Annotated in this window: 18 protein-coding genes and 1 pseudogene; 15 read left to right on the top strand and 4 right to left on the bottom strand. The window is 27.4% G+C overall.

Features of this window, described 5'->3' with window-relative positions:
* Window positions 1-180: 180 nt before the first annotated feature.
* Window positions 181-357 (top strand): hypothetical protein, encoded by a 177-nt coding sequence (locus CURI_RS15890; RefSeq protein WP_187287397.1) that lies wholly within the window; start codon window positions 181-183, stop codon window positions 355-357.
* 426 nt (window positions 358-783) lie between these two features.
* On the opposite strand, the gene CURI_RS09830 is transcribed toward CURI_RS15890, so the two are convergent.
* A complete protein-coding gene (locus tag CURI_RS09830) occupies window positions 784-1,668 on the bottom strand; it encodes a LysR family transcriptional regulator (RefSeq protein ID WP_014968104.1) in 885 nt (294 codons plus the stop codon).
* A 162-nt stretch (window positions 1,669-1,830) separates the two neighbouring features.
* On the opposite strand from CURI_RS09830, the gene CURI_RS09825 reads away from it, so the two are divergent.
* Window positions 1,831-2,334, top strand: coding sequence for a nitroreductase family protein (locus CURI_RS09825; RefSeq protein ID WP_014968103.1), 504 nt, complete (start codon window positions 1,831-1,833; stop codon window positions 2,332-2,334).
* 663 nt (window positions 2,335-2,997) lie between these two features.
* On the opposite strand, the gene pdxR is transcribed toward CURI_RS09825, so the two are convergent.
* Window positions 2,998-4,407 (bottom strand): MocR-like pyridoxine biosynthesis transcription factor PdxR, encoded by a 1,410-nt coding sequence (pdxR, locus tag CURI_RS09820; RefSeq protein ID WP_041701758.1) that lies wholly within the window; start codon window positions 4,405-4,407, stop codon window positions 2,998-3,000.
* Window positions 4,408-4,550: 143 nt separating this feature from the next.
* Here pdxR and CURI_RS09815 point away from each other — a divergent pair, with 143 nt between their 5' ends.
* Complete coding sequence (locus CURI_RS09815) at window positions 4,551-4,961, top strand: CGGC domain-containing protein (RefSeq protein WP_014968101.1); 411 nt, start codon at window positions 4,551-4,553, stop codon at window positions 4,959-4,961.
* 143 nt (window positions 4,962-5,104) lie between these two features.
* Here CURI_RS09815 and CURI_RS09810 read toward each other — a convergent pair whose 3' ends face one another.
* Both CURI_RS09810 and CURI_RS16170 read right to left on the bottom strand, forming a co-directional pair.
* Complete coding sequence (locus CURI_RS09810) at window positions 5,105-5,407, bottom strand: hypothetical protein (RefSeq protein ID WP_014968100.1); 303 nt, start codon at window positions 5,405-5,407, stop codon at window positions 5,105-5,107.
* 114 nt (window positions 5,408-5,521) lie between these two features.
* Window positions 5,522-5,706, bottom strand: a pseudogene (locus tag CURI_RS16170) (IS1595 family transposase); the annotation flags it as partial.
* A gap of 392 nt (window positions 5,707-6,098) precedes the next feature.
* On the opposite strand from CURI_RS16170, the gene CURI_RS09805 reads away from it, so the two are divergent.
* The 12 genes from CURI_RS09805 (at window position 6,099) to CURI_RS09745 (ending at window position 21,528) form a co-directional block, all read left to right on the top strand.
* Window positions 6,099-6,554 carry a staygreen family protein gene (locus tag CURI_RS09805; RefSeq protein WP_041701757.1) on the top strand — a complete coding sequence of 152 codons (456 nt, stop codon included), beginning with the start codon at window positions 6,099-6,101 and terminating at the stop codon, window positions 6,552-6,554.
* A 211-nt stretch (window positions 6,555-6,765) separates the two neighbouring features.
* A complete protein-coding gene (locus CURI_RS09800) occupies window positions 6,766-7,221 on the top strand; it encodes a LytTR family DNA-binding domain-containing protein (RefSeq protein WP_014968098.1) in 456 nt (151 codons plus the stop codon).
* Window position 7,222: 1 nt separating this feature from the next.
* On the top strand, window positions 7,223-7,921 hold the full coding sequence (locus CURI_RS09795; RefSeq protein ID WP_014968097.1) for a LiaF transmembrane domain-containing protein: 699 nt from the start codon (window positions 7,223-7,225) through the stop codon (window positions 7,919-7,921).
* A 499-nt stretch (window positions 7,922-8,420) separates the two neighbouring features.
* Entirely contained in the window at window positions 8,421-9,131 is a 711-nt protein-coding gene (locus CURI_RS09790; protein ID WP_014968096.1) for a LytR/AlgR family response regulator transcription factor, read from the top strand.
* 16 nt (window positions 9,132-9,147) lie between these two features.
* Window positions 9,148-12,270, top strand: coding sequence for an ATP-binding protein (locus tag CURI_RS09785; protein WP_014968095.1), 3,123 nt, complete (start codon window positions 9,148-9,150; stop codon window positions 12,268-12,270).
* Window positions 12,271-12,407: 137 nt separating this feature from the next.
* On the top strand, window positions 12,408-13,730 hold the full coding sequence (locus CURI_RS09775) for an ABC transporter substrate-binding protein (RefSeq protein WP_014968094.1): 1,323 nt from the start codon (window positions 12,408-12,410) through the stop codon (window positions 13,728-13,730).
* Entirely contained in the window at window positions 13,717-14,571 is an 855-nt protein-coding gene (locus CURI_RS09770; RefSeq protein ID WP_014968093.1) for a carbohydrate ABC transporter permease, read from the top strand. The genes CURI_RS09775 and CURI_RS09770 overlap by 14 nt, the downstream gene beginning before the upstream one ends.
* An 11-nt stretch (window positions 14,572-14,582) precedes the next feature.
* A complete protein-coding gene (locus tag CURI_RS09765; protein WP_014968092.1) occupies window positions 14,583-15,428 on the top strand; it encodes a carbohydrate ABC transporter permease in 846 nt (281 codons plus the stop codon).
* 16 nt (window positions 15,429-15,444) lie between these two features.
* The gene (locus CURI_RS09760) at window positions 15,445-16,704 is read left to right on the top strand and encodes an efflux RND transporter periplasmic adaptor subunit (RefSeq protein ID WP_014968091.1); all 1,260 of its coding nucleotides are present in this window, start codon (window positions 15,445-15,447) and stop codon (window positions 16,702-16,704) included.
* Window positions 16,701-18,032, top strand: a complete 1,332-nt coding sequence (locus CURI_RS09755) for an ABC transporter permease (RefSeq protein ID WP_041701754.1) — start codon at window positions 16,701-16,703, stop codon at window positions 18,030-18,032. The genes CURI_RS09760 and CURI_RS09755 overlap by 4 nt, the downstream gene beginning before the upstream one ends.
* Window positions 18,033-18,106: 74 nt before the next feature.
* Window positions 18,107-19,213: an ABC transporter ATP-binding protein gene (locus CURI_RS09750; RefSeq protein ID WP_014968089.1), complete on the top strand. Its 1,107-nt coding sequence runs from the start codon at window positions 18,107-18,109 to the stop codon at window positions 19,211-19,213.
* A 956-nt stretch (window positions 19,214-20,169) separates the two neighbouring features.
* A complete protein-coding gene (locus CURI_RS09745; protein WP_014968088.1) occupies window positions 20,170-21,528 on the top strand; it encodes a Mur ligase family protein in 1,359 nt (452 codons plus the stop codon).

Raw genomic sequence — 21,528 nt, 5'->3', positions numbered from 1 at the left:
ATAGCACAGGCTCAAAAATTAAGTTATAGTGAGTTTTAAAATAGTTTTTAATATAAATATATGGTTAGTTTTTAAGACTTTTCAGCTTAAAAAGAGGTGTTGTAAACCTTTTGAAGAATAACCTTTTACGGGGTACTATAGTTTATTTATGATAAATTAAAAACAGGGGTAAGCTATGTGGTGAAAAGAATATTATATGGTGTGATTATTTGTATTGGGATGATTGCATCAGTTAATTTTATATTAAACTTAGGTATACTTCTGAAGACTTCAGAAATCGCTAAAAAGGAATATGATATACAAGAAAAGCAAAGTGAAAAAGAAATAGATAAATCATTAGATAGATATTTAAATTAAAAGTAAAGGCTAGACTATAGATTAACTCTATAGTCTAGCCTTTTTTCTATGCTCAAATACGTATGTTATTATTTTAGTTTATAAAAACTCTATTTTGTATTCGATTGTAGAGGACATATGATATAATAAACCCATTAAAACTGCATATATGCCATAATTTCTATCATAATGGTGGAAATAGAATAGATTTCCGCCATTCTTCCACCACCTCACACTTTAATTTAAAGCATAAATAAGTTTTGTAAATCACATTAAGGCCTACAATCTCGAATATATACAAAATTGACCTTGACATTAAGTAGCGTTAAAACATTTTAAAATACATCACAGTCTCGAATGTCAACAAACTATGCATTTGGAGACTGTTGTACTTCTTTCCAGCAAAAATGCCGATGCACATATCGAGGAAGGCAATTATATTATACATCACCATTCAACGTTTGCGCATATTTCTAAAAATGCATCTAACGAAGGAGAAATCCATTTATCTCTATGATGTACTACTTGAACTAATAATTTCAGCTCTTTTCCCGACCAGGGAAGAACAGATAGTTGTTTAGAGGCTACTTCTGTATTTACGGAATATAAAGGTATAATCGCTATACCAAAACCTAATATAGCAAATTGTTTAAGGTCGGAAATACTTGCTGTTTCCAGCATAATTTTAAATGGTTCATGCACTTCTTCCATAACAACTTTGAAAATGTTTTTCCAACAACTGCTGTGAGATACTAAAAGCAGTGGATAATTTGAAACATCTTGAGGAAGTATGTTTTCCATGCAATTCAAAGGATGAGTAGGCGATACTAAAAGTCCTAGCTCTGCCTCTTGCTGTACTTTTACTGTTAGTTCAGGGACATGCCAAGGCATGTCTAATAGCACTGCTACATCGATTTCATTTTCTTTAATCCATAGCTCTAGTTCGTCAGTAGATCCGATTTTTATATGAAATTCAACATCTGGGTACCGTTTGCGATATTCTGCTAATAGTTTGGGTAGTTTGACAGAACAGACGGATTCATTAGCACCAATCGTCAAAACCCCGTGCGGAGATTTTATCAAAGATAATGAGCCTTTCGCCTTTTCCCATGAAAAAAGAAGCATTCTTGCATCTTTCAGAAATTGTTCGCCTTCTGGTGTAAGGCGGACTTTCTTACCTAATCTATCAAATAACTTTATTCCCAGTTCTTTCTCCAAAAGTTGAATTTGATATGTAACGGATGATTGAGCATACCCAAGTTGTTCTGCGGCTTTTGTAAAGTTGTGTAATGTGGCTACTGTTACAAATGATGTAATTAATCGTATATCCATAAGATCAACACCTCTTATCTAATTTATTGATTATAATAATAGAAATAATCAATTTCACTGATTGAAAATGATATGGTACTATAATAGCATATATCAAAAGCTAAATACCATGTTTAATTTAGATAGTGATATTTATGAAAATCAAAAATAGGAGGTATTAGCGTGCGAGAAATATTTAATCGTAGGAGTATTAGAAAATTCAAGAGTTTAACAGTAGAGAAAGAAAAAGTAGACAAATTGTTGAGAGCGGCGATGCAGGCTCCCTCTGCATTGAATCAACAGCCGTGGGAATTTATAGTAATTGAAGATAGAGAATCTTTACAAAAACTATCTAAGTCTATGCCAGATGCAAAACCAATTGATAGTTCAGCGCTAACTATAATATTGGTAGCCAATAGTAATTATTTTAGATTCGAGCCAGATTGGAAATCGGATATGAGTGCAGCAGCGCAAAACATTTTATTAGAAGCTGTATATTTGGAGCTTGGAGCAGTGTGGATGAGTGTTTCTTCTGTTGATTCTGCTATAAATTATATCAGGGAAATGTATGGACTTCAATCAAACATTACCCCCTTTGCATTAATTGCGATTGGTTATCCAGATAAACAAGAAAATGTATTTATAGACAGCTTTAAAGCTGAAAGAATCCATTATGATAAATGGTAGTATTATAATAAAAAAGCAACTCTCAAATAAACGAAAATGGAGAAGGAGAAATTAAAGGAAAGTCAAGTTTAGTGGAGGCTAGAAATTTGGGGAAAAGCATTCAATAAAAATGTTGCATCAAGTATGAAAACAAAGAACTTAGAATAATAGATTCCAATTTATATAGTAGGTAAGGTTAACTATTGAATACAAAAGATAAACTTACATACATTATTGCTTAGAAAAGCAAAGCTCTTACTTATACTAAAGTATAGGTAAGAGTTTTTATATTTAGAAGGCAGATATTTATAATGAAAAAGATATATGAAATTAATCAATTACAGGAATTGAGTAAAAAGTATACAAAAGAAATAGCGGTTCTTCTCCACAAAGGAAGAAGGATTATTTATAAAGGGTACTCCTTCTTATTTTATGGTAAGAAATCTTGAGATAAATATATTAAATTTAGATATTGCTATACGATCAAATAAGATTTTTAGAAAAGCCTCACTCAATACTAATGCGGAGAACCATATTATAAATAAAGGAGTAGTTTGAAATTTATATTTTCTTACTTTGAAAAATGAATTATCAACACTTTTATACTAACATTAAGATGAAAAGTTAATGAACAATTACTAGTATCCTTGCTGTTATACTAAAGACAATATTAGTATTCTCTCGTTATTCATTATTATTTAATACTTCTCCAAGTAATTCTATTCCTTCTCTTATTTGATTTTCACTTAACCCTCCAAAACCTATTAGGAAAATAGGAAAATCTAAATTGCTATGGGTAACCCAGTATTTTGAAGTTGGGTATATTCTCACACCTGCCATTTCTGTCTTTTGAATAATCATATCTTCAGACATACCATTTCTTATTTCTAGAAGTATATGTATCCCAGCATTTCCACCAATTAATCTGACTTTATTATTTAAGTAATCTTCTATCGATTTCATTAATGTATTGTACTTTTTGCGGTAGACTTTACGCATCTTTTGAATATGTCGTTCCCAGTAACCATTAGACATAAATAATTGAAGAGTCTTTTGATTTAATCTTGAGGTTGGTTGTTCGTACATAGACATATTCCGTTTATATTTATCTAGTAATTTATTAGGTAGAACCATATAACTTATGCGTAAAGAGGGTGCAAGCGACTTTGAAAATGTACCAAGGTAAATAACACGCTCATCATCATCAAGACATTGTAATGAGGGAATAGGTCTACCGGTATAACGAAACTCACTATCGTAGTCATCTTCAATGATGAATGCTTTACTATTTTTAGCCCATCTTAAGAGATTTTGCCTTCTTGTAATGGGCATAACTATTCCGGATGGAAATTGATGGGAAGGAGTAACATAAACAAATTTTGAGGAACTTTCTCCCAATGTTTTTAAACACATACCATCTTTATCTAGGGGAATAGGATTTATTATAAAGTTGTTTTGCTGAAAGACAAACTTTGCATTACTCCATCCAGGGTCTTCAACGGCTATTGATTTATTATCATGGTCTATTAACTCACACAATAACTGTAAGGAGTTCTGAGTACCTGATGTAACTATTATCTGGCTAGATGTACATAATACACCTCTTGATAATCTAAGATAGTTTGCTATTTCCTCTCTAAAATTCAATTCTCCTTGAGCATCTCCACACTGAAGGAATTCTCCCTGAGATGATTTTAAAACTTGAGAAGTTAGCTTTCGCCATATATTAAAGTCAAAACTCTCGGTATCAATAGTTCCATAATGAAAGTCATATTTGATACGATTAAAAGATGTGGTTGGACAAATATTTATCTTATTAACTTCTAGTGGTGCAAATGGTATCTCTTCAATGTGTTGAACATACATTCCACTTCTTTGTCTACTTTCTATATATCCTTCAACCAATAATTGTTGGTATGCATTATCCACTGTAATTTTGCTGACATTCAGATAATCTGCTAGGTATCGAATAGAAGGTAGTTTAGTACCCTCTTTTATTCTATTAGCTTTTATTTCTTCACGAAGATATTTATAAAGCTGTATGTATAGTGGTTCATTAGAATTTCTCTCTAGATTAAGTATTATCTCGTTCATAACATACCTCCAAACTGTACCTATTAGCTGAGCAATAACTGTATATAACGATATATACAATACTATGATACACTATTTTCAAAAGGGATTCAAAGTAAAGTAGGTTATAGAGTAGATATTAATAATTAAAGGGAGGAATTAATATGGATATAAAATATGTTGTTATTATTCAATGTGATCTTACACATAGGAGATGTAGTGGTATTGCCTGTACTGATGCTTTCTATAAGAGAGAGGGAATGTTTGAGAAATATGAAGAAGATATAAGATATATTTCTTTTACTTGTGGTGGATGTTGTGGAAAAAGTTTAGCAGCAAAACTAGAGCAATTTGCTAAAAAGTCTAAAATGTTTAATGACCTAAATAAAGGTAATGTTTTTATCCACTTGTCATCGTGTATAGTAACTGATAATCATCACTCTGATAGATGTCCTCATGTTGACTATATTAAAAATATTATTCTAAAAAAAGGATATAAAAATATAGTAGAGAAGTCGTATATATATGGAAATACACAAAATAAAAGAGAAAAAGGTATATATAAAAGCTATTAGAAGTTTTAAAGATAAGCTATGTTTTAGAACAGTGTTTAAAATATATATATTTTTAAGGGAAGTCATTTGACTTCCCTTAATTCACCTTTTAAGAAAGATGTGAACGTCCTGTATTCCAACCCTACAAGTTAAAAATTGATATTTTACTTAGCTAATTTATCACGATATATAATCAGAGTAATTGCATTTAAGATAATGGTAACAATAAGAAGAACTGATGCAACAAATACTAAGGCCCCTGTTGTGTCCATAAGAGCAGACCAATCCTCAATCTTAACCAGATGATTGTTATAAAAAATCTGAAAACATAGTGAAATAGCACAAGCACTCATACTAATAGTAGAAAGAGTAAACCAATTTCTATTATCATGAACAATGTTAATAGCAGGAAGTATCCAAGCTACTAGACCAAGTATAAGACTTCCAAGGTTAAGCAAACCAATCATAACATGCTCCTTTCATAAAAATATATACATTACTATGTATATTTCCAATTGTGTAATTAATTATAGGTAATCTATATCTTAATTATAACACTAATTTGAAGATAATGTATATTTTTATACAAATATTGATTCCCTTTCTTTAATATCTGATGTTTTATATAATTATGTGCTATATTACATTGAGCCATAAAAATTTTTACTTTTACTGATTCTTTATCATTTTCAAGCAGTTAAAACCGTTTGAACCAATACATATAATTACTAATATATTTAGTAGCAACACCATTAAAACTATTCATTTCATAATGAAATTAAAGAGATATTTTTTAGCATTTTAAAATATAATAATAGTTATGTAATAAAAGGCATTCTTGCCTTGACATAATATATAAGCTAAATGGTGTAGGGAAATTTGTTCTGTCGCGGAAACTATATCAAGAATAGCAAGTATATTGTCAGAAGTCATGAATTGAAATGTTACTGGCGGTAGAATTAATAATATTTAGTATAAAAAAGGATTTTTTCTCTGAGTTAATATTAATTACTGTTAGGTCATCTATCTTATATTAGTCCGACAATATTCGTAACAAATATTTTACAGGATCATATTGATATAAAATACACTTAATCTCATAGTATATACTATGAGATTAAGTGTATTTTATATTTAAGTAGATGAGAGGTGAATTATATGAATAGATTAGATCCAAGTAAACTATCTGTAGAGTTTAGAAATTGCATTACGTATACTAAACCTGTTTTGGATAGGTATTACACATTAACTCACTCAGATATAACAGGAGAGCTTTTTCTTACCATAGATTATTACTATGCATATGATAAAATAACTTCAATGCGGGATGAAGTATTTGGACAGTGGACTAAAGTAAATGATAGATATTTTCTAAATATATATTTATGTATAGACGGAGAAGGAAATATAGAAACCATTCCCATAAGAGACATGATATTTAGAAGAGAGCTACCTCTAGCACTTGAGGCTATTAGATATGGAGATAAAGAATTTTTTTATAAATATCCACTACTAGATAGTTCTAATATAATAGTTTACTTTATTTCTAATATACCGTACTACAATAAAATTGAACATTGGGGAAAACCTTTAGATTATAAATATAGTGAGTAGAATATTCAAGAAGGCTTAAAATAGACTAGATGAAATCAATGGAAAAGTATTAAAAAGACATATTTAGTACTGATGAAATCTTTATTATATATAGTTTAATACATGTATGTATAAAAGGCATACCACTTACAATCAATAACTGACCACTTACTGTTGTTATATTTACAAAGGAAAAATAGTTAATATAATAAAAGATGTGGAGAGTGAAAATATGAAAATAAGAATTGAAATAGATAGTAAAATTAAAGAAAGTGAAGTTATTATTAGGTGCAACGAACTAAGTGAAGATGTTAAAAATATTCAGACTATACTTAGTGATATGTTATCACACAAGAAACATATCACATTTTACAGAGACGATACTGAGTATTATATTTCACTGGAGAAGATTTTATTTTTCGAAACTGAAAGCAATGGGATTTGTGCACATACCATTGATAATATATATAGTGTAAAATATAAACTTTATGAACTTGAAGAAGTTTTGCCAGGATATTTTATGAGAGTTTCAAAATCAACAATTCTAAATACAAATCATATTTACTCCATAACACGAAAATTATCATCCTCAAGTAAGGTTGAGTTTCAGAATACTCATAAACAGGTATATGTTTCAAGGTATTATTATAAGCCATTAAAAATTAAATTATTAGAAAAGAGGAAATGATATGAAAAAAGAGAGGATTTTCTTTGGAATTTTACTTATACTAGGAGGAATTTTCTTAGTTATAAGTAAGCTTGGATACTTTCCAGATGTAAATGTGTTTAGCTTATTGCTAACAGTTTTTTTAGTAGTAGTTATTGTAAAAAGTATTCTTCGTATTAATTTTGCAGGTATTTTATTTCCTATTGCATTTATTTGTATAATATATGACAAACAATTAGGGATTACAAATATTACACCTTGGACTGTATTAATTGCAGCCCTACTTGGTAGTATTGGTTTCTCTATGATCTTTCATAAACCTAATAAATGGACTAAGATTGAGAATAATACTGAAGATTATAAATTTGAAAAAATTGATATAGAGGACGAAAGTCATGTTATATTTAAAAATTCATTTGGCGCTAGTATAAAATATATAAATACAGATAGTTTTGAACAAGCAGATTTTAATTGTTCTTTTGGAGCCATGAAGGTGTATTTTGATAATGCAATTATGCTTAATGATAATGCTATAGTTAGTATTAATGCTTCTTTTTCAGGAATAGAACTATATATACCAAAAACTTGGAATGTAAATGATAAAACTAATGTATTTTTAGGCGCTATTAGTGAAAAAAACAAGAATGATAAAACAACAACGAGTACTCTAACATTAGTTGGTGATATTAATTTTGCAGGAGTAGAAATAATTTATATCTAGTCAACAATAAAGAAGAAGTAAAACTTTGTTCTTAGAACAGAAATAGAATAAATAGTAAATTAATTAATAATATATAATTATTGTGTTAAAGCTATTGATACTTTTATGTAAAAGTATCAGTAGCTTTAAATAGTTTATTAATAAAAAATTTAGCTGTAAGAGATATGTACAATCGTATCATAAGTAATCCCAAAAGAGACTAAAGTAGAATGAAAAAATATAAATATAGAATATCAACATATTTTGCTTAATAAGAAAATCGAGAGTAGCACTTTCATATATGGCATAGAAAATACTACCAACTCATGATAAAATATTATTTGGTCAAATAAAATCAATAAGTTAGTATATGATGGGGTGGATTTACTGGGTAAAGGTTTTTAAATATGAAGTAAGAGCTGAGATATGAGACTAAACTGGATAAAAAAACCACTTCTATTATGAGAAGTGGTTTTTTTAGCTAAGAGCTCTACTAGATATTTATATGAGGAGGAATAGTATGAAAGTAGCACTATGCGATGATGATAAGATTTTTAGAGATAAAATAAAAAACCATTTAAATACATATATTGAAGAATATCCTGAGATAGAGATGTTTGAATTTTGTTGTGGAGAAGATTTATTAAATTCTTATAATGCAGAACATAAATATGATATTTTACTCTTAGACGTTGAACTTATAAATATAAATGGATTAGACACAGCAGAAGAAATCAGAAAATTAGACAAAAATGTAATAATAATATTTATATCTAGTTATACTCAATATGTTTTTAATGTTTTTTCTTTAAATGCTTTTAACTATCTTGTAAAGCCATTTACACTAGAAGAGTTTAATGAAGTACTTAATAAAGCGATTAAACAACATAGAGTAAATTATTTCAAATATTCAGTTAAAAATAATGAATCAATAATTAATTTAGAAATAAAAGATATTTTATATATTGAAGGTTATAGAAGACATATAAAAGTTTTTACAGAAGACAATATTTATGAATCAGTAGGTAAGTTAAAGGATCAGGAGAAAATTTTAAAATCATATAATTTTGTTACTTGTCATCAGGGGTTTCTTGTTAATATGGCATATATAAAGGAGATAAGTAAGTCAGACATTATATTAACTAATGGAAGTGAAGTTCCAATAAGCGTAAGAAAAAGAGCTGATACTATAAAAGAATTTAACAGATACTTAGAGGGTCATAGTATATAAATATTAGGAGATAAAAATGAAAAAATACATATACTTAGCTTTAAATTATTTTAAAAGTGAAAAAGATAGAGTAATTATTTCTATATTGGGAATTTCTTTAGCAGTGGCAATAGTATTCGGACTTGATGTAATAGGAGAAAGTCAAAGTAGAGGTCAGTTAGAGAATGTGTACAAGATATATGGTTCTTTTCATGGGGCTTATATTAATCTAGATAAAGAAAAAGTAAAAGAAATTAAACTAGATAAAGATATAGATAAATCAGTAGAAATTGCAAACTTGGGACAGGCTATATATGATAATGGAGTTAGTTTAAGCTTAAACTCTGTAGATAAATATTATATAAATATGAATGAATATATCCTTAAAAAAGGACACATACCTAAAAAACATGGAGAATTAATATTAGAATCACAAACCCTGAAGAAAATGGGGCTAAAGGAAGAGTTAAATCAAATAATTAACTTTAAAATTAAAAAGGAATATAAAGACGAAAATAACATAAATCAAATATTTGTAGAAGATAAGGAGTTTAAACTAGTAGGCATAATAGACAAGCCAAGTGACTACTACAAAGAATATCATATATTTAAAGGTTTTACGTTTTTTGAAGAAGGAGAAACCAAAATAATACCGGATAATTTAATAAAATATGAAACTTATGTAAAGCTTAAAACAAATATAAATCATAAAGAAAAATTAGATCAAATAAGAGAAAGATATAACATAGAAAGATCAAATTATAACGGTGATAATCATCTAATAGGAGCATTAGATGATTATTATGCTGCACAGAATGGTGAGAATTACGTCTATATAAAAACTTTAGTTATTATTACAGTTACTTTGTTATTATCTATTATATTTAATAGTCTAATAAATAATATTATACAAGATAAAGAAACTTTAAAACTATCAAATAAAGATGTAGATGTTATAATACTTATTCAAAGTCTAATGATAATGACGCTAGGAATAATTTTAGGAACTATATTAGGAGCTACTTTTGCACATTATGGAGTAGAAATGTTCGGATATGTATCAACAAGTATACTGCTTGATGTTAAAGGAGATATCTATATAAGTTTAAAAACTATAACAAGGTCTATTAAAGTTGGGACGTTAATGACTATAGTATCAAGTGTAGTACAACTATTACTACTAAAAAGTAAAGTACTTAGAAAATTAGATAAAATATTTAATATAAATAGAAAAATAAATTATAAAAATAGTATAAAAAATAAGATAATATCTATTATAACGGTTTTATCTATAAGTATAGGTGGGATGGTTTATATAGAGCATATCTCTAGTATAAATGATAGTATTCTTGATGATATATCACCTAGACTGCTATCAATGGAAGATAATGACTTTATACTGGATTATGACTATTATTTTAATATAGATACTAATTTTACAGGGTATACCGATGAGGATATAAAAAATATATCTAATATAGATGGTGTTAGTGAAGTTGACTCTGTTATAAAAATATATGGTTTTTTAAAGTCAAATATCAGAGATATAGAAGATGAATATATAAAAGATATAGGAGTATCAAATGGAAGTGAAAATATTGAAACACACATTCAGATAAAAGGTTATGATGATGGTAAACTAAAGAAGTTAGAAAAGTATATTGATAGCAAATCTATATTAGATGAAACATTAGATAAATATCCTAGTGTTATAGCATATAACTATTACTATGATGGATTAAATAACTATAAAATCAAAAAAGTTAGAAAAAATTTAAAAGTAGGGGATATAATCACTGTAAAAATGCCTATAGTAAAAGAGGGTAAACTAACTTATACAGATTATAAAGTAAGAGTAGGAGCGTTATTGAAAAAAGAGTGGTCGATAAAAGGAGACAATGGAATAGGAACAATGCCCGAGATTATAATCCCAAAAAGTAAGCTCATAGATATGACTGGAAGAAATGAATATAGAACCGTTAACATCAGAGTGGAAAAGGGAAAGGAAGATTATGTATATAAAAAACTAAATAAAATAATAAAAAACAAACCTTTTTCAACTATAAAAAGCAAAATTGAACATATTCAAAAGTCTAAAAGTTTAAGTAAAGAAAATAAAAAAAGGTATGGAATAATCATAAGTATATTATTATTTATAGCTGGGTTAAATATATTTAATACAATAAGAACTAAATTATTAATAAATACAAATATGAAATTTAATAAAATAAAAAATATTATATTGAAAGAAGCTATTGTGTATGGAATATTAGGAAGTATAGCTTCTGCCATATTAGGTTCTTATAAAATCTATATATTTATTAAAATGGTTATAAAGCAGTATAAAAACGACTTTGGAATGCCAAATATAGTTAAATATAGGCTTCCTATAATAGAAATACTAGAGTTTAGTGCTATTTCTATAACTTTATGTACACTAGCAGCCTTTGGAGCAATACTTTTATTTTATATTATTGAACGTAAAATAAAAGTAGAGGTAGAGAAGCAGAAGATATTATTTATTGAAAATCAACTTAAAATTCAAAAGGAATATTATAAAGAACTGTATAGCTCACAAAATGAAATTAGAAGAATAAAGCATGATATAAACGCAAATTTATTAGCTATACATGGATACTTAGAAAAAAATGATTTAGAAAGTGCTAAAAATTATATATTAGAGTTAACAGGGGAAGTGAAGAGTATAAAAAACTATTTTGATACAGGAATAGCGTCCCTAGACTCTATTTTAAACTCAAAATGTAAAAGAATTAAAGAAATTAACAGTAAATTAGATTATAAGTTAGCTATATCAAAAGAAATCGTCATAGATCATATTGATATTTCTATATTACTATCAAATGCTATTGATAATGCAATTGAGGCGACTGAAAAAATATCAGAGACTAATAGTAATAGAACTATAATAGTTAAATTATCAACAGTACAAGAGTATATTTCTATTGTTATAATAAATCCCGTATATGAGAATATAGATGTAAACTTTTTAGAAACGACAAAGATAGATAAAACTTATCACGGATATGGTTTATCTACTATAAGAAATATAGTAAATAAATATGATGGAGATTTAGATATAAGTTGTGCTAATAAATTTTTTAAATTATCTGTTTTACTTAAAAATAAAAGTATTGACTAACACTTTTGCATATAAAGGCTACACTTTTGCAAATATAGTTGAAGTGTATATAAAAAGATGGTATCTTTTAGGTGAATTAAGGGTTATTAGCTTAACACCTAAAAATATCATCTTTTTTATTTGGAGGAGAGATAAAAATGAAAGATTTAAATAAGGTTTTTATACTAATATTAAATTCTTTAATATTATTTACTTTTACGGCGTGCAGTAATTTTAAAGATACTAGTTCTAAGAGAGGAGAAAACAAAGTTATAAATATAGAAGGATTTGCATCAGATAACTACTTAGAAGCAGTAGCACGTGAATTTGAAAAAAATAATCCAGGTATAAAAATTAATATAAAAGAACATTTGCCAAAAAATCGTAAGGATCTTGATAAAAAAGCATACGATGAGTCCAAAGATAAATTTACACGTAGTATAAACACTGAGCTTATGGCTGGAGGTGGTCCTGATATAATACTTTGTGATTCCTGGAGACTTCCTTATCAAGAGTATATAAACAAGGGATTACTTGTAGATTTAAACAAATTAATAGAAAATGATAGGGAATTTAATAAGGATGAGTACTATATGAATATATTTAAAGGCATAGAATACAGAGAAGGCCTATATACACTTCCAACTGATATTGACTTTGGCTTATTAAGGGGAGCAAAAGATATAAAAGTAGATGACAAGAATTGGACATGGGAAGATTTTTATGACTTAGGTAAGAACAAAAATGAAAATGACTATGTAGTTGAATATTCTAGTACTCGTGTTTTTGCAGCAATATTTGGAGATACTTATGAAGATTTTGTAAATGAAAATAAAAAGAGTGTAAACTTTGATTCAGAAGAGTTTATAAATCTACTTAAATACAGTAAGAAAATATCTGACGATAAAGTTATATTATCACCTTCAGAGAAATCAAAGTATCCAAAGGCTAATATTTATTTTGAAAATGAAATATATTATGAGACATCAGTTGCTTCAAAAGAACTATTAGCTAAATATGATGATAAACGTATTTATAGAGAACCTTCAGGAAATGGGAAAGTAAACTTTCGCCCAGGCCATAGTTATGCGATGAATAATAATTCTAAAAATAAAGATATAGCATGGAAATTTATGAAATTTTTAATTTCTAGTGAGATGCAATCTTCACCAAATAATTACCTTTTGCCGGTAAATAAAATAGCTTTTGAAGAAAAAATTAAAAAAGAACATAATGAGTACATAAAAGATATAGAAAAAGATGAATTAGACAAGGATAAAGCTATTAATACATTTGATGAAATAACGGAAATCAAAAGAGAACGTATGTTAAATGCTAATAAATATGTTCATAGCAATCGTGTAATTAATGATATCGTTTTTAAAGAAATAGAAACGTATTTTTCAGGAAAAAAGTCAGCAGAAGAAGTAGCTAAAAATATACAAAAAAAGGTCTTAATGTACTTAAATGAACAGTATTAAAGACAAGGTAAATTTATTTCTCATACCAAGCTTAATAGGATTTTTAATATTCTACCTATTGCCTTTTATAGCAAGTATATATTATATAGCCTTTAACCCTATAGACAACAAATTTATAGGGTTAAATAGTTTTAAAGAACTGCTGACTAACACTGTATTTTTAAAAGCTATGTTAAATACAGTTATATTTATAGCTATAAGCATTCCTTTAAATATAATATTTTCACTATTGATAGCAATACTTTTAAACAAAATAAGTTTTTTAAAAAACTTGCTTAGAACTATATTTATGTGTCCCTTGGTAGTTCCAGTTGCATCTGTAGCATTCTTTTGGCAAATTATTTTTGATTCAAAGGGGTTGCTAAACTATATATTAAACGTCTTTAATATAGAAGGTATAGATTGGATAAATACAGGATGGTCTAGGATAATCATAGTATTAATTTATATGTGGAGGAACATTGGATATAACGTTATATTATATTTAGCTGGATTAAGTGAAATACCTAAAGTTTACTATGAAGCTGCTAACATAGACGGAGCAAATAGTATTCAGAAGTTTTTTAATATAACTATAGTATATTTAACACCAACGACTTTTTTTATATTTATAATTTCTATTATCAATTCATTTAAAACCTTTAGAGAAATTTACTTAGTATTTGGAGAATATCCTCATGAAAGCATATATATGATTCAGCACTATATGAATAATATGTTTAGTTCGGTTAATTATCAAAGACTATCTACATCAGCATACATAATAACATGTGCTATCGCTATACTAGTATATTTTATATTTAAGGTTGAAAAGAAAATAAGCTCTGATAGTTTTGATTAAGAGGTGATTTAGTGTTAAATATAAAAAAGATTATAGCTTTAATAATAGTAACTCTTCTAGTAGTCATATTTTCTTTTCCTACGATTTTTACTATGTTAAATTCATTTATGTCGGAAAGGGAAATTAATAATAGCTATGATATTGAAAGTGAGAAAATAGAGTTTATAACTATGAAATTAATTCCTGAAGAAGTAACTATAGAACAATACTATTCATTGTTTATAAAAAATAATATGTATTTTAATATGTTTTGGAACTCCATTTTAATAGTTTTACCTATTACTTTAGGACAAGTAGTAGTATCCTTGATGGCATCATATGCATTTCATATAAGTAAATTAAAATGGAAGGAACATCTGTTTTTTGTATATATAGTTGTGATGCTTATGCCTATTCATGTAACATTAGTTCCTAACTATATTATTGCAGATAAACTAAACTTAATTGGAAGTTACTTATCAATAATATTTCCAGGTATATTTAATACATATGGAGTGTTTTTACTAAGGCAATATATGAAAAAAATACCTAAGTCTTATATAGAGGCTGCTAGAATAGATGGAGCAAGTACATTGGGAATCTTTATAAAAATAGTAGCTCCTCTTTGTAAGACAGCTATAGTAGCATTAGCAATACTTACGTTTATAGATAACTGGAATATGGTAGAACAGCCCATTGTATTTTTAAAAGAAGAATATAAACAACCACTATCTACTTATTTATATGCAATAAATCAAAATGAAAAGGGTGTTGCATTTGCAGCTTCTTTTTTTTACATGATACCTATGTTACTTATGTTTTTATATTGCGGAAAATATCTTACTGAAGGTATAAAAGATTCTGGGAATAAGGGCTAACTAGGAGGACAGATATATGGCAGATATTAGAGAAGACACAGATAGAGTCTTTATAAAAAAAGCTATAAAAGGATTTATTATAACAATGATTTTTCTTACGTTTTTTTCGAAAACAATCTATAACTTTATGATACCTACTGTAAGTGTAACTAATCCAACCAGTGGTGAGCTAGAAATAGCTATTAGTGGAGAGGGAAAAATAGAGGCAAAGGAAACTTATGAGTTTTATATGGACAAATCTCTTAAGGTTACTGATGTAAATGTTAAGGTCGGAGATTTAGTTAATAGTGGACAGGTACTTATGAATGTTGACACTAGAGAGTTACAAAGGAATCTAGAAGATGAACTTATAACATTTGAGAAAAAAAAAGTTAGTATTGAGAAGCTTAGTAGTAATATAGATGAAAAATATAATATAGATCTTAGATCCTTAGAAGATAAGATTAGACAAGCTGAAGACGAATTGAGAATAAATAAGGAGCTTTATAAAATTGGAGGAGAATCTGAAGCTAATATTAAAAAATCAGAAATAAACTTGAATAATATAAAGAGAGAGTATCAAAAAGTTTTACTAGATAAAGAAAGAGAAATAGAAGAAAGAAAACTTAATACAAAAGAGTTAGAACTTGAATTAAAGCTACAAGAAAACAAAATTAATAGTCTCAAAGATGACATAGAAAATTTAGGTAAGATGATGGCTAAAATGGACGGAAGAATAGAAGAGATTAATTTTTTAGAAGGTACTTTTACAGATTCATCAAAGCCTTTATATAAAATATCAGATATATCTAAAGGATATCAAGTAAGAATTCCTTTAGATATCAAAAAAGCTTCTTATTTAAATAAAGAAGATGTAGTAGAAGTAGTCATAAGGTCTATAGGAGAAAATATAGAAGGAAAAATTACAGATATTATAGATAATTCAAATACTCAAGAAGAAAAAAGAGACGAAAAAGAAATAATAATATCTTTAAATTCAGAAAAATTAGTAGGAGGAGAGATAGCTGAAGTAAATATAAAAAAGAAATCCTTAAATTATGATTTATTAGTTCCAAATGAAGCTATACGTGAAGACTATAAGGGTAGATTTGTGCTGATAGTTAAAACTACAGAGGGTCCATTTGGAAAGGAGTATTATACTCAAGAAATCAGATTAAACATAGAAGATTCGGACAATTCAAATACAGCTGTAGTTGGTATCATAGACATTGAAGATGAGATTATAGTAAATAGTGATAGACCAATATCAGAGAAGGAAAGGATAAAGGTGGAGTGAAAAAAGCTGGTTTTTCAATGATTTTAATATATATGGGTTTGTTACTGATAATATTAGGTACAGTATTAGGAAATTCATTGGTTTTGAAGCTACAAGAGATTAACGGAAAGTATGGTATGGAAAAAGTTATAGTAAATATTAAGGATTTAAAAACTAATAAAGATGGAGCTCCGTTTACACTTGAAGACATAAAAAATCTAAAAGATATATTTAAAAATAGTGAAATTACATTTTCATCATATAATGAAGTAGATATAGAAGATGTTACAAATGTAAGACTTATAGGGACAAACTATAACTATACTAATTTTAATAATGTAAAGTTTAATAAGGGTTACTTCTTTAATAAAAAAGATGAGGAGCTAAATGAAAAAATTGTAGTAATTGATGAAAAACTAGCATGGAAAGCTTTTGGAAGCATAGATGTTTTAGGAAAAGAAATTTATATACTTGAAGAAAAATTTAAAATAGTAGGCATTAAGTCACATGAAAAAATGTTAGAAATATATATGCCGCTGGAGTCTCTTTTAAAAATAGACGAATGTACAAGAATATCTCACTTGGAAATAAAGACTAGCAATTCATATACAACGAAAAAAAATATTGAGGATATGGAAAATGCCTTGAAATTAATAGGTAAACATCCTGATGATTATAACATATATGACTATAATATTAAAAGTATGCAGAGTATACAAAAGCCAAGAATCATAATGTTTTTACTAGGTACTATCTCTATAATAATTACTATTAAATTCGCTATATATATGATAAGGGATTTATATAGTTTTATTTTGAGAGAATGCAAAGAAGATTATTTAGTGGATGTTTTAAAAAGAAATATACGTAAGGTAGTTAATAAGATGTTATATATAATTATTATTATTTTAAGTGTCTTTATAATATGGAATATAGTAAAGTTCAATATATATATTCCAAAAGAGTATATTTCCGAAGAAATTATAAGTATTAAATTTTTATTTAATTTACTTAGTAATATATTATGGGAAGGTTTTTTAGACACAAGCTATATAATATCGCTGCAGGAAATTAAATTAAATATTATTTTAAAAATCTTATCTTTTGTATTCTATATTTCAATATTTATTGGTATTCCTTTGATATATATAGGATTTTATCAATTAAAATTAAAACCAAATTTATATTATAAGAATTTAAAAAACCTAAATCTATTTTTTTGTATATCTTATGCTTTAGTACTATTGCTAGCTTATATATTAAAACTGCCAATATTTATAGATATTAAAGGCTTAGGAATAATACTTTTATTTGTATATTTGAACTTCGTACATAAACAATATCTATGAATATTGAAAAGTCAATGTAGACTAGTTTTACTTAAAAATGAACTTTATAATTAGTAAATTAGGAGATGAAGAAGTTGGCAAAAATTAATCTTAAAAATATAGAAAAGACTTACCCTAATGGATATAATGCAGTGAGTAACTTTAATTTAGAAATAAAAGATAAAGAATTTATAGTGTTAGTAGGACCTTCTGGATGTGGAAAGTCAACTATTCTTAGAATGATAGCTGGACTTGAGGAAATTTCATCTGGAGAGTTATATATAGATGAAGGTTTAGTAAATGAAGTAGAGCCTAAGGATAGAGATATAGCAATGGTTTTTCAAAATTATGCTCTATATCCTCATAAAACTGCATATGAAAACATAGCATTCGGATTAAAAATGAGAAAAGTGCCTAAAGATAAAATAAAAGCAAAGGTAGAAGATGCAGCTAAAACATTAGGAATAATAGACCTTTTAGATAGAAAACCAAAAGAGTTATCTGGAGGGCAAAAACAAAGAGTTGCTTTAGGTAGAGCCATAGTAAGAGAACCAAAAGTATTTTTAATGGATGAACCACTATCTAATTTAGATGCAAAATTAAGAACTCATATGAGAACAGAAATAAGCAAGCTTCATAAAAAACTTCAGACAACATTTATATATGTAACACACGATCAAACTGAGGCAATGACAATGGGATCAAGAATAGTAGTTCTTAAAGACGGATTAGTTCAACAAATAGCAGATCCTCAAACTATTTACTCATCACCTGCGAATGTATTTGTAGCCACATTTATAGGGTCACCGCAGATAAATCTTATAGAATGTAAGGTAATAAAAAAATATAACGACATTTATATTAAATTTCAAGAAAATGAAATTTTACTACCTGGTGCTAAAGCAAAAATGGTAGAAGAAAAAGGATATATAGACAAAACTATAATAGTAGGAATAAGACCAGAGGCAATTTCAATTAAATGTAATAGAAACGAAAAGTATAATAATATAAAAGGAAAAGTAGAAGTAAAAGAAATGCTAGGATCTGAAGCATATCTATACTTAGATATAAGAGGGCAAGAATTAATAGTAAAAACAGAGGCAAACATAACTGCTAATATAGGGGACTATATAGATATAGTTTTTGATGAAGAAAAAATACATATGTTTGATAAAAAAAGTGAACAAATTATAAGTTATTAAATTAATTCATTGTGATGATTAGGTCTTAACAATATTTTTCATGACAATAAATCCGTTATAATGATTACTATAATCTAAAGTTAAAAGTAATTTACTTTTTATTTTTATTTATGATATAAGTAGACATTTATATAGGGTAAGTGAAATAATATAGGGTTATCTCTATAAAAGATAATAAAAAATTAATAGGGCTACTATTTGAGATGAGTATGTTATAAGTGAAAATGAATAGGTTAAGCGATCTAAGGCTATAATATGGCTAGATGGTTTAAAGAACACTGAATCGATAAAACTACCGTTTAAAAAAAGGCATATAAAAATCATGAAAAACGTTGAATTTTCAATAGAAATAATTTATAATGATATTTGTATCTGTCGATTATTGGAATAGATGAGTGATGACATACTCTCTAGAATTTAAATATTAATAGAAGATTTTTATAAATAGTTTTATATGGTGACGATTGAATAAAAAAATGATTATTATTAGCTAGTTGAGCCACCGTGATTTTCAACTGGCTTTAATTTATTTTTGGATAATAGATATTGTCACACAGATAAAATGAATATACTTTTATTACACATGGTGTTTTTTTATATTTTAGTGAATATAAGTAAATAGAATTTAGTTATATGTATTTTGGTATGAGATACTTAATATAACTATAGATTATCTTTTATATAAGAAAATTAATTTTGGGAGAGAATCAGATACTTAAATGTTAGATAATATATATGACTATCTAAAATTAATTACATTGCTTTATATATAAATTATGATGTTACATTTATGCCTTGTAGGTAAGATTTTTAATAAAATGAGTTATTTAAAAAGATTATTCAATTTAAAAAGTATCTAATAAAATTAAGTTTTATTTTTAAATTGAATTATATAAGTAAGAGATGTTCAGCTTTCAAGAGATTAAATGCAGATAAATTAATATTTTATAAATGAGGTGTTGAAGATTAACATTAATACATTTTCAAGCATTATTGCATCAAAGGCTGTCATGAAGTTTTCAAAAGTGTTCTTTAAAGGAGGAAGTAGCTTTCCAGGGAAAGTGGCTCTTAAACTAGATAAAAGTATACTAAAGACAGTATCTAAAGGGTACAAAGTAATACTTGTTACAGGCACAAACGGAAAAACGACAACTACTAGTATGATTCAAGGTATGATTAAGGATAGTGGAAAGAAAGTAATCTCTAACAGCACAGGTGCTAACATGTACTCAGGAATAGTTGCTTGTTTTGTGGACAACTACTCATTTTCAAAATCTAGGGATGAAAAGTATGCTGTTATAGAAGTAGACGAAGCTAATGTCAAATTTATAACTGAAATAATTACTCCTGAAATCATAACTATAACAAATTTATTCAGAGATCAGTTGGATAGATATGGAGAAGTATACACTACACTTAAGAAAATACTAGAAGGTGTAGAGAAAACTTCTTCTTCTAAATTAGTACTTAACGGTGATGAGTCATTACTAGGAGAACTTGGTCTACCTAATGAGTCCGTATACTTTGGCTTTGATACTTCCATTGAACAGAATACCAAAGTAGATGTTAACGCAGACTCTAAGTTCTGCAAGAAGTGTAAGAGTCCCTATAAATACCACTATCTAACTTATAACCATCTTGGAAAATTCTATTGTGACAATTGTGGATATGAGCGTCCTGACCTTAGGTATTCTATTGATAAAATTGTTGAGCTTACACCAGAGGGATCTACAGTGGAAATCAGTGGTAATCAATACTATATAAATGTACCAGGAACATATAACATATATAACATGCTATGTGCATATTCGGTCGCAAAGGAACTTGGTATAGACAACGAGGTAATATACGATTCCCTTAAGAGTCAAAAAAGTAGTTTTGGAAGACAAGAAACTATTGATATAGATGGCAAAGCAGTCAAGATTATACTGGTTAAAAACCCTGCAGGTTATGACCAAGCAATAGATACTGTAGGCCTTGAGAGCAAAAAAATAAGTTTGATAATGCTTCTTAATGACAATTATGCTGATGGAAGGGATGTTTCTTGGCTTTGGGACGTAAAGTTTGAAAAGCTTTCAAATCTTAATCTTGATAAGATATTTATTTCGGGCATTAGACTCTATGATATGGCTTTAAGACTTAAGATAGCAGGTATGTCTGTAGACAAATTCAATATCATGGAAAATCAAGAAGAACTTCTAAATGGAATAAAAGAAGCAGAAAGTGATACTGTGTACGTTATGGCTACCTATACTGCAATGATAAACTTTAGAAAATTTCTAAATACAAAAGGTTATATAAAGGAGCTATGGTAA

Origin of the sequence: Gottschalkia acidurici 9a (genome assembly GCF_000299355.1) — a bacterium.
GTDB classification, from domain to species: Bacteria; Bacillota; Clostridia; order Tissierellales; family Gottschalkiaceae; genus Gottschalkia; species Gottschalkia acidurici.
This window is presented reverse-complemented; position numbering and strand designations above follow the sequence as displayed.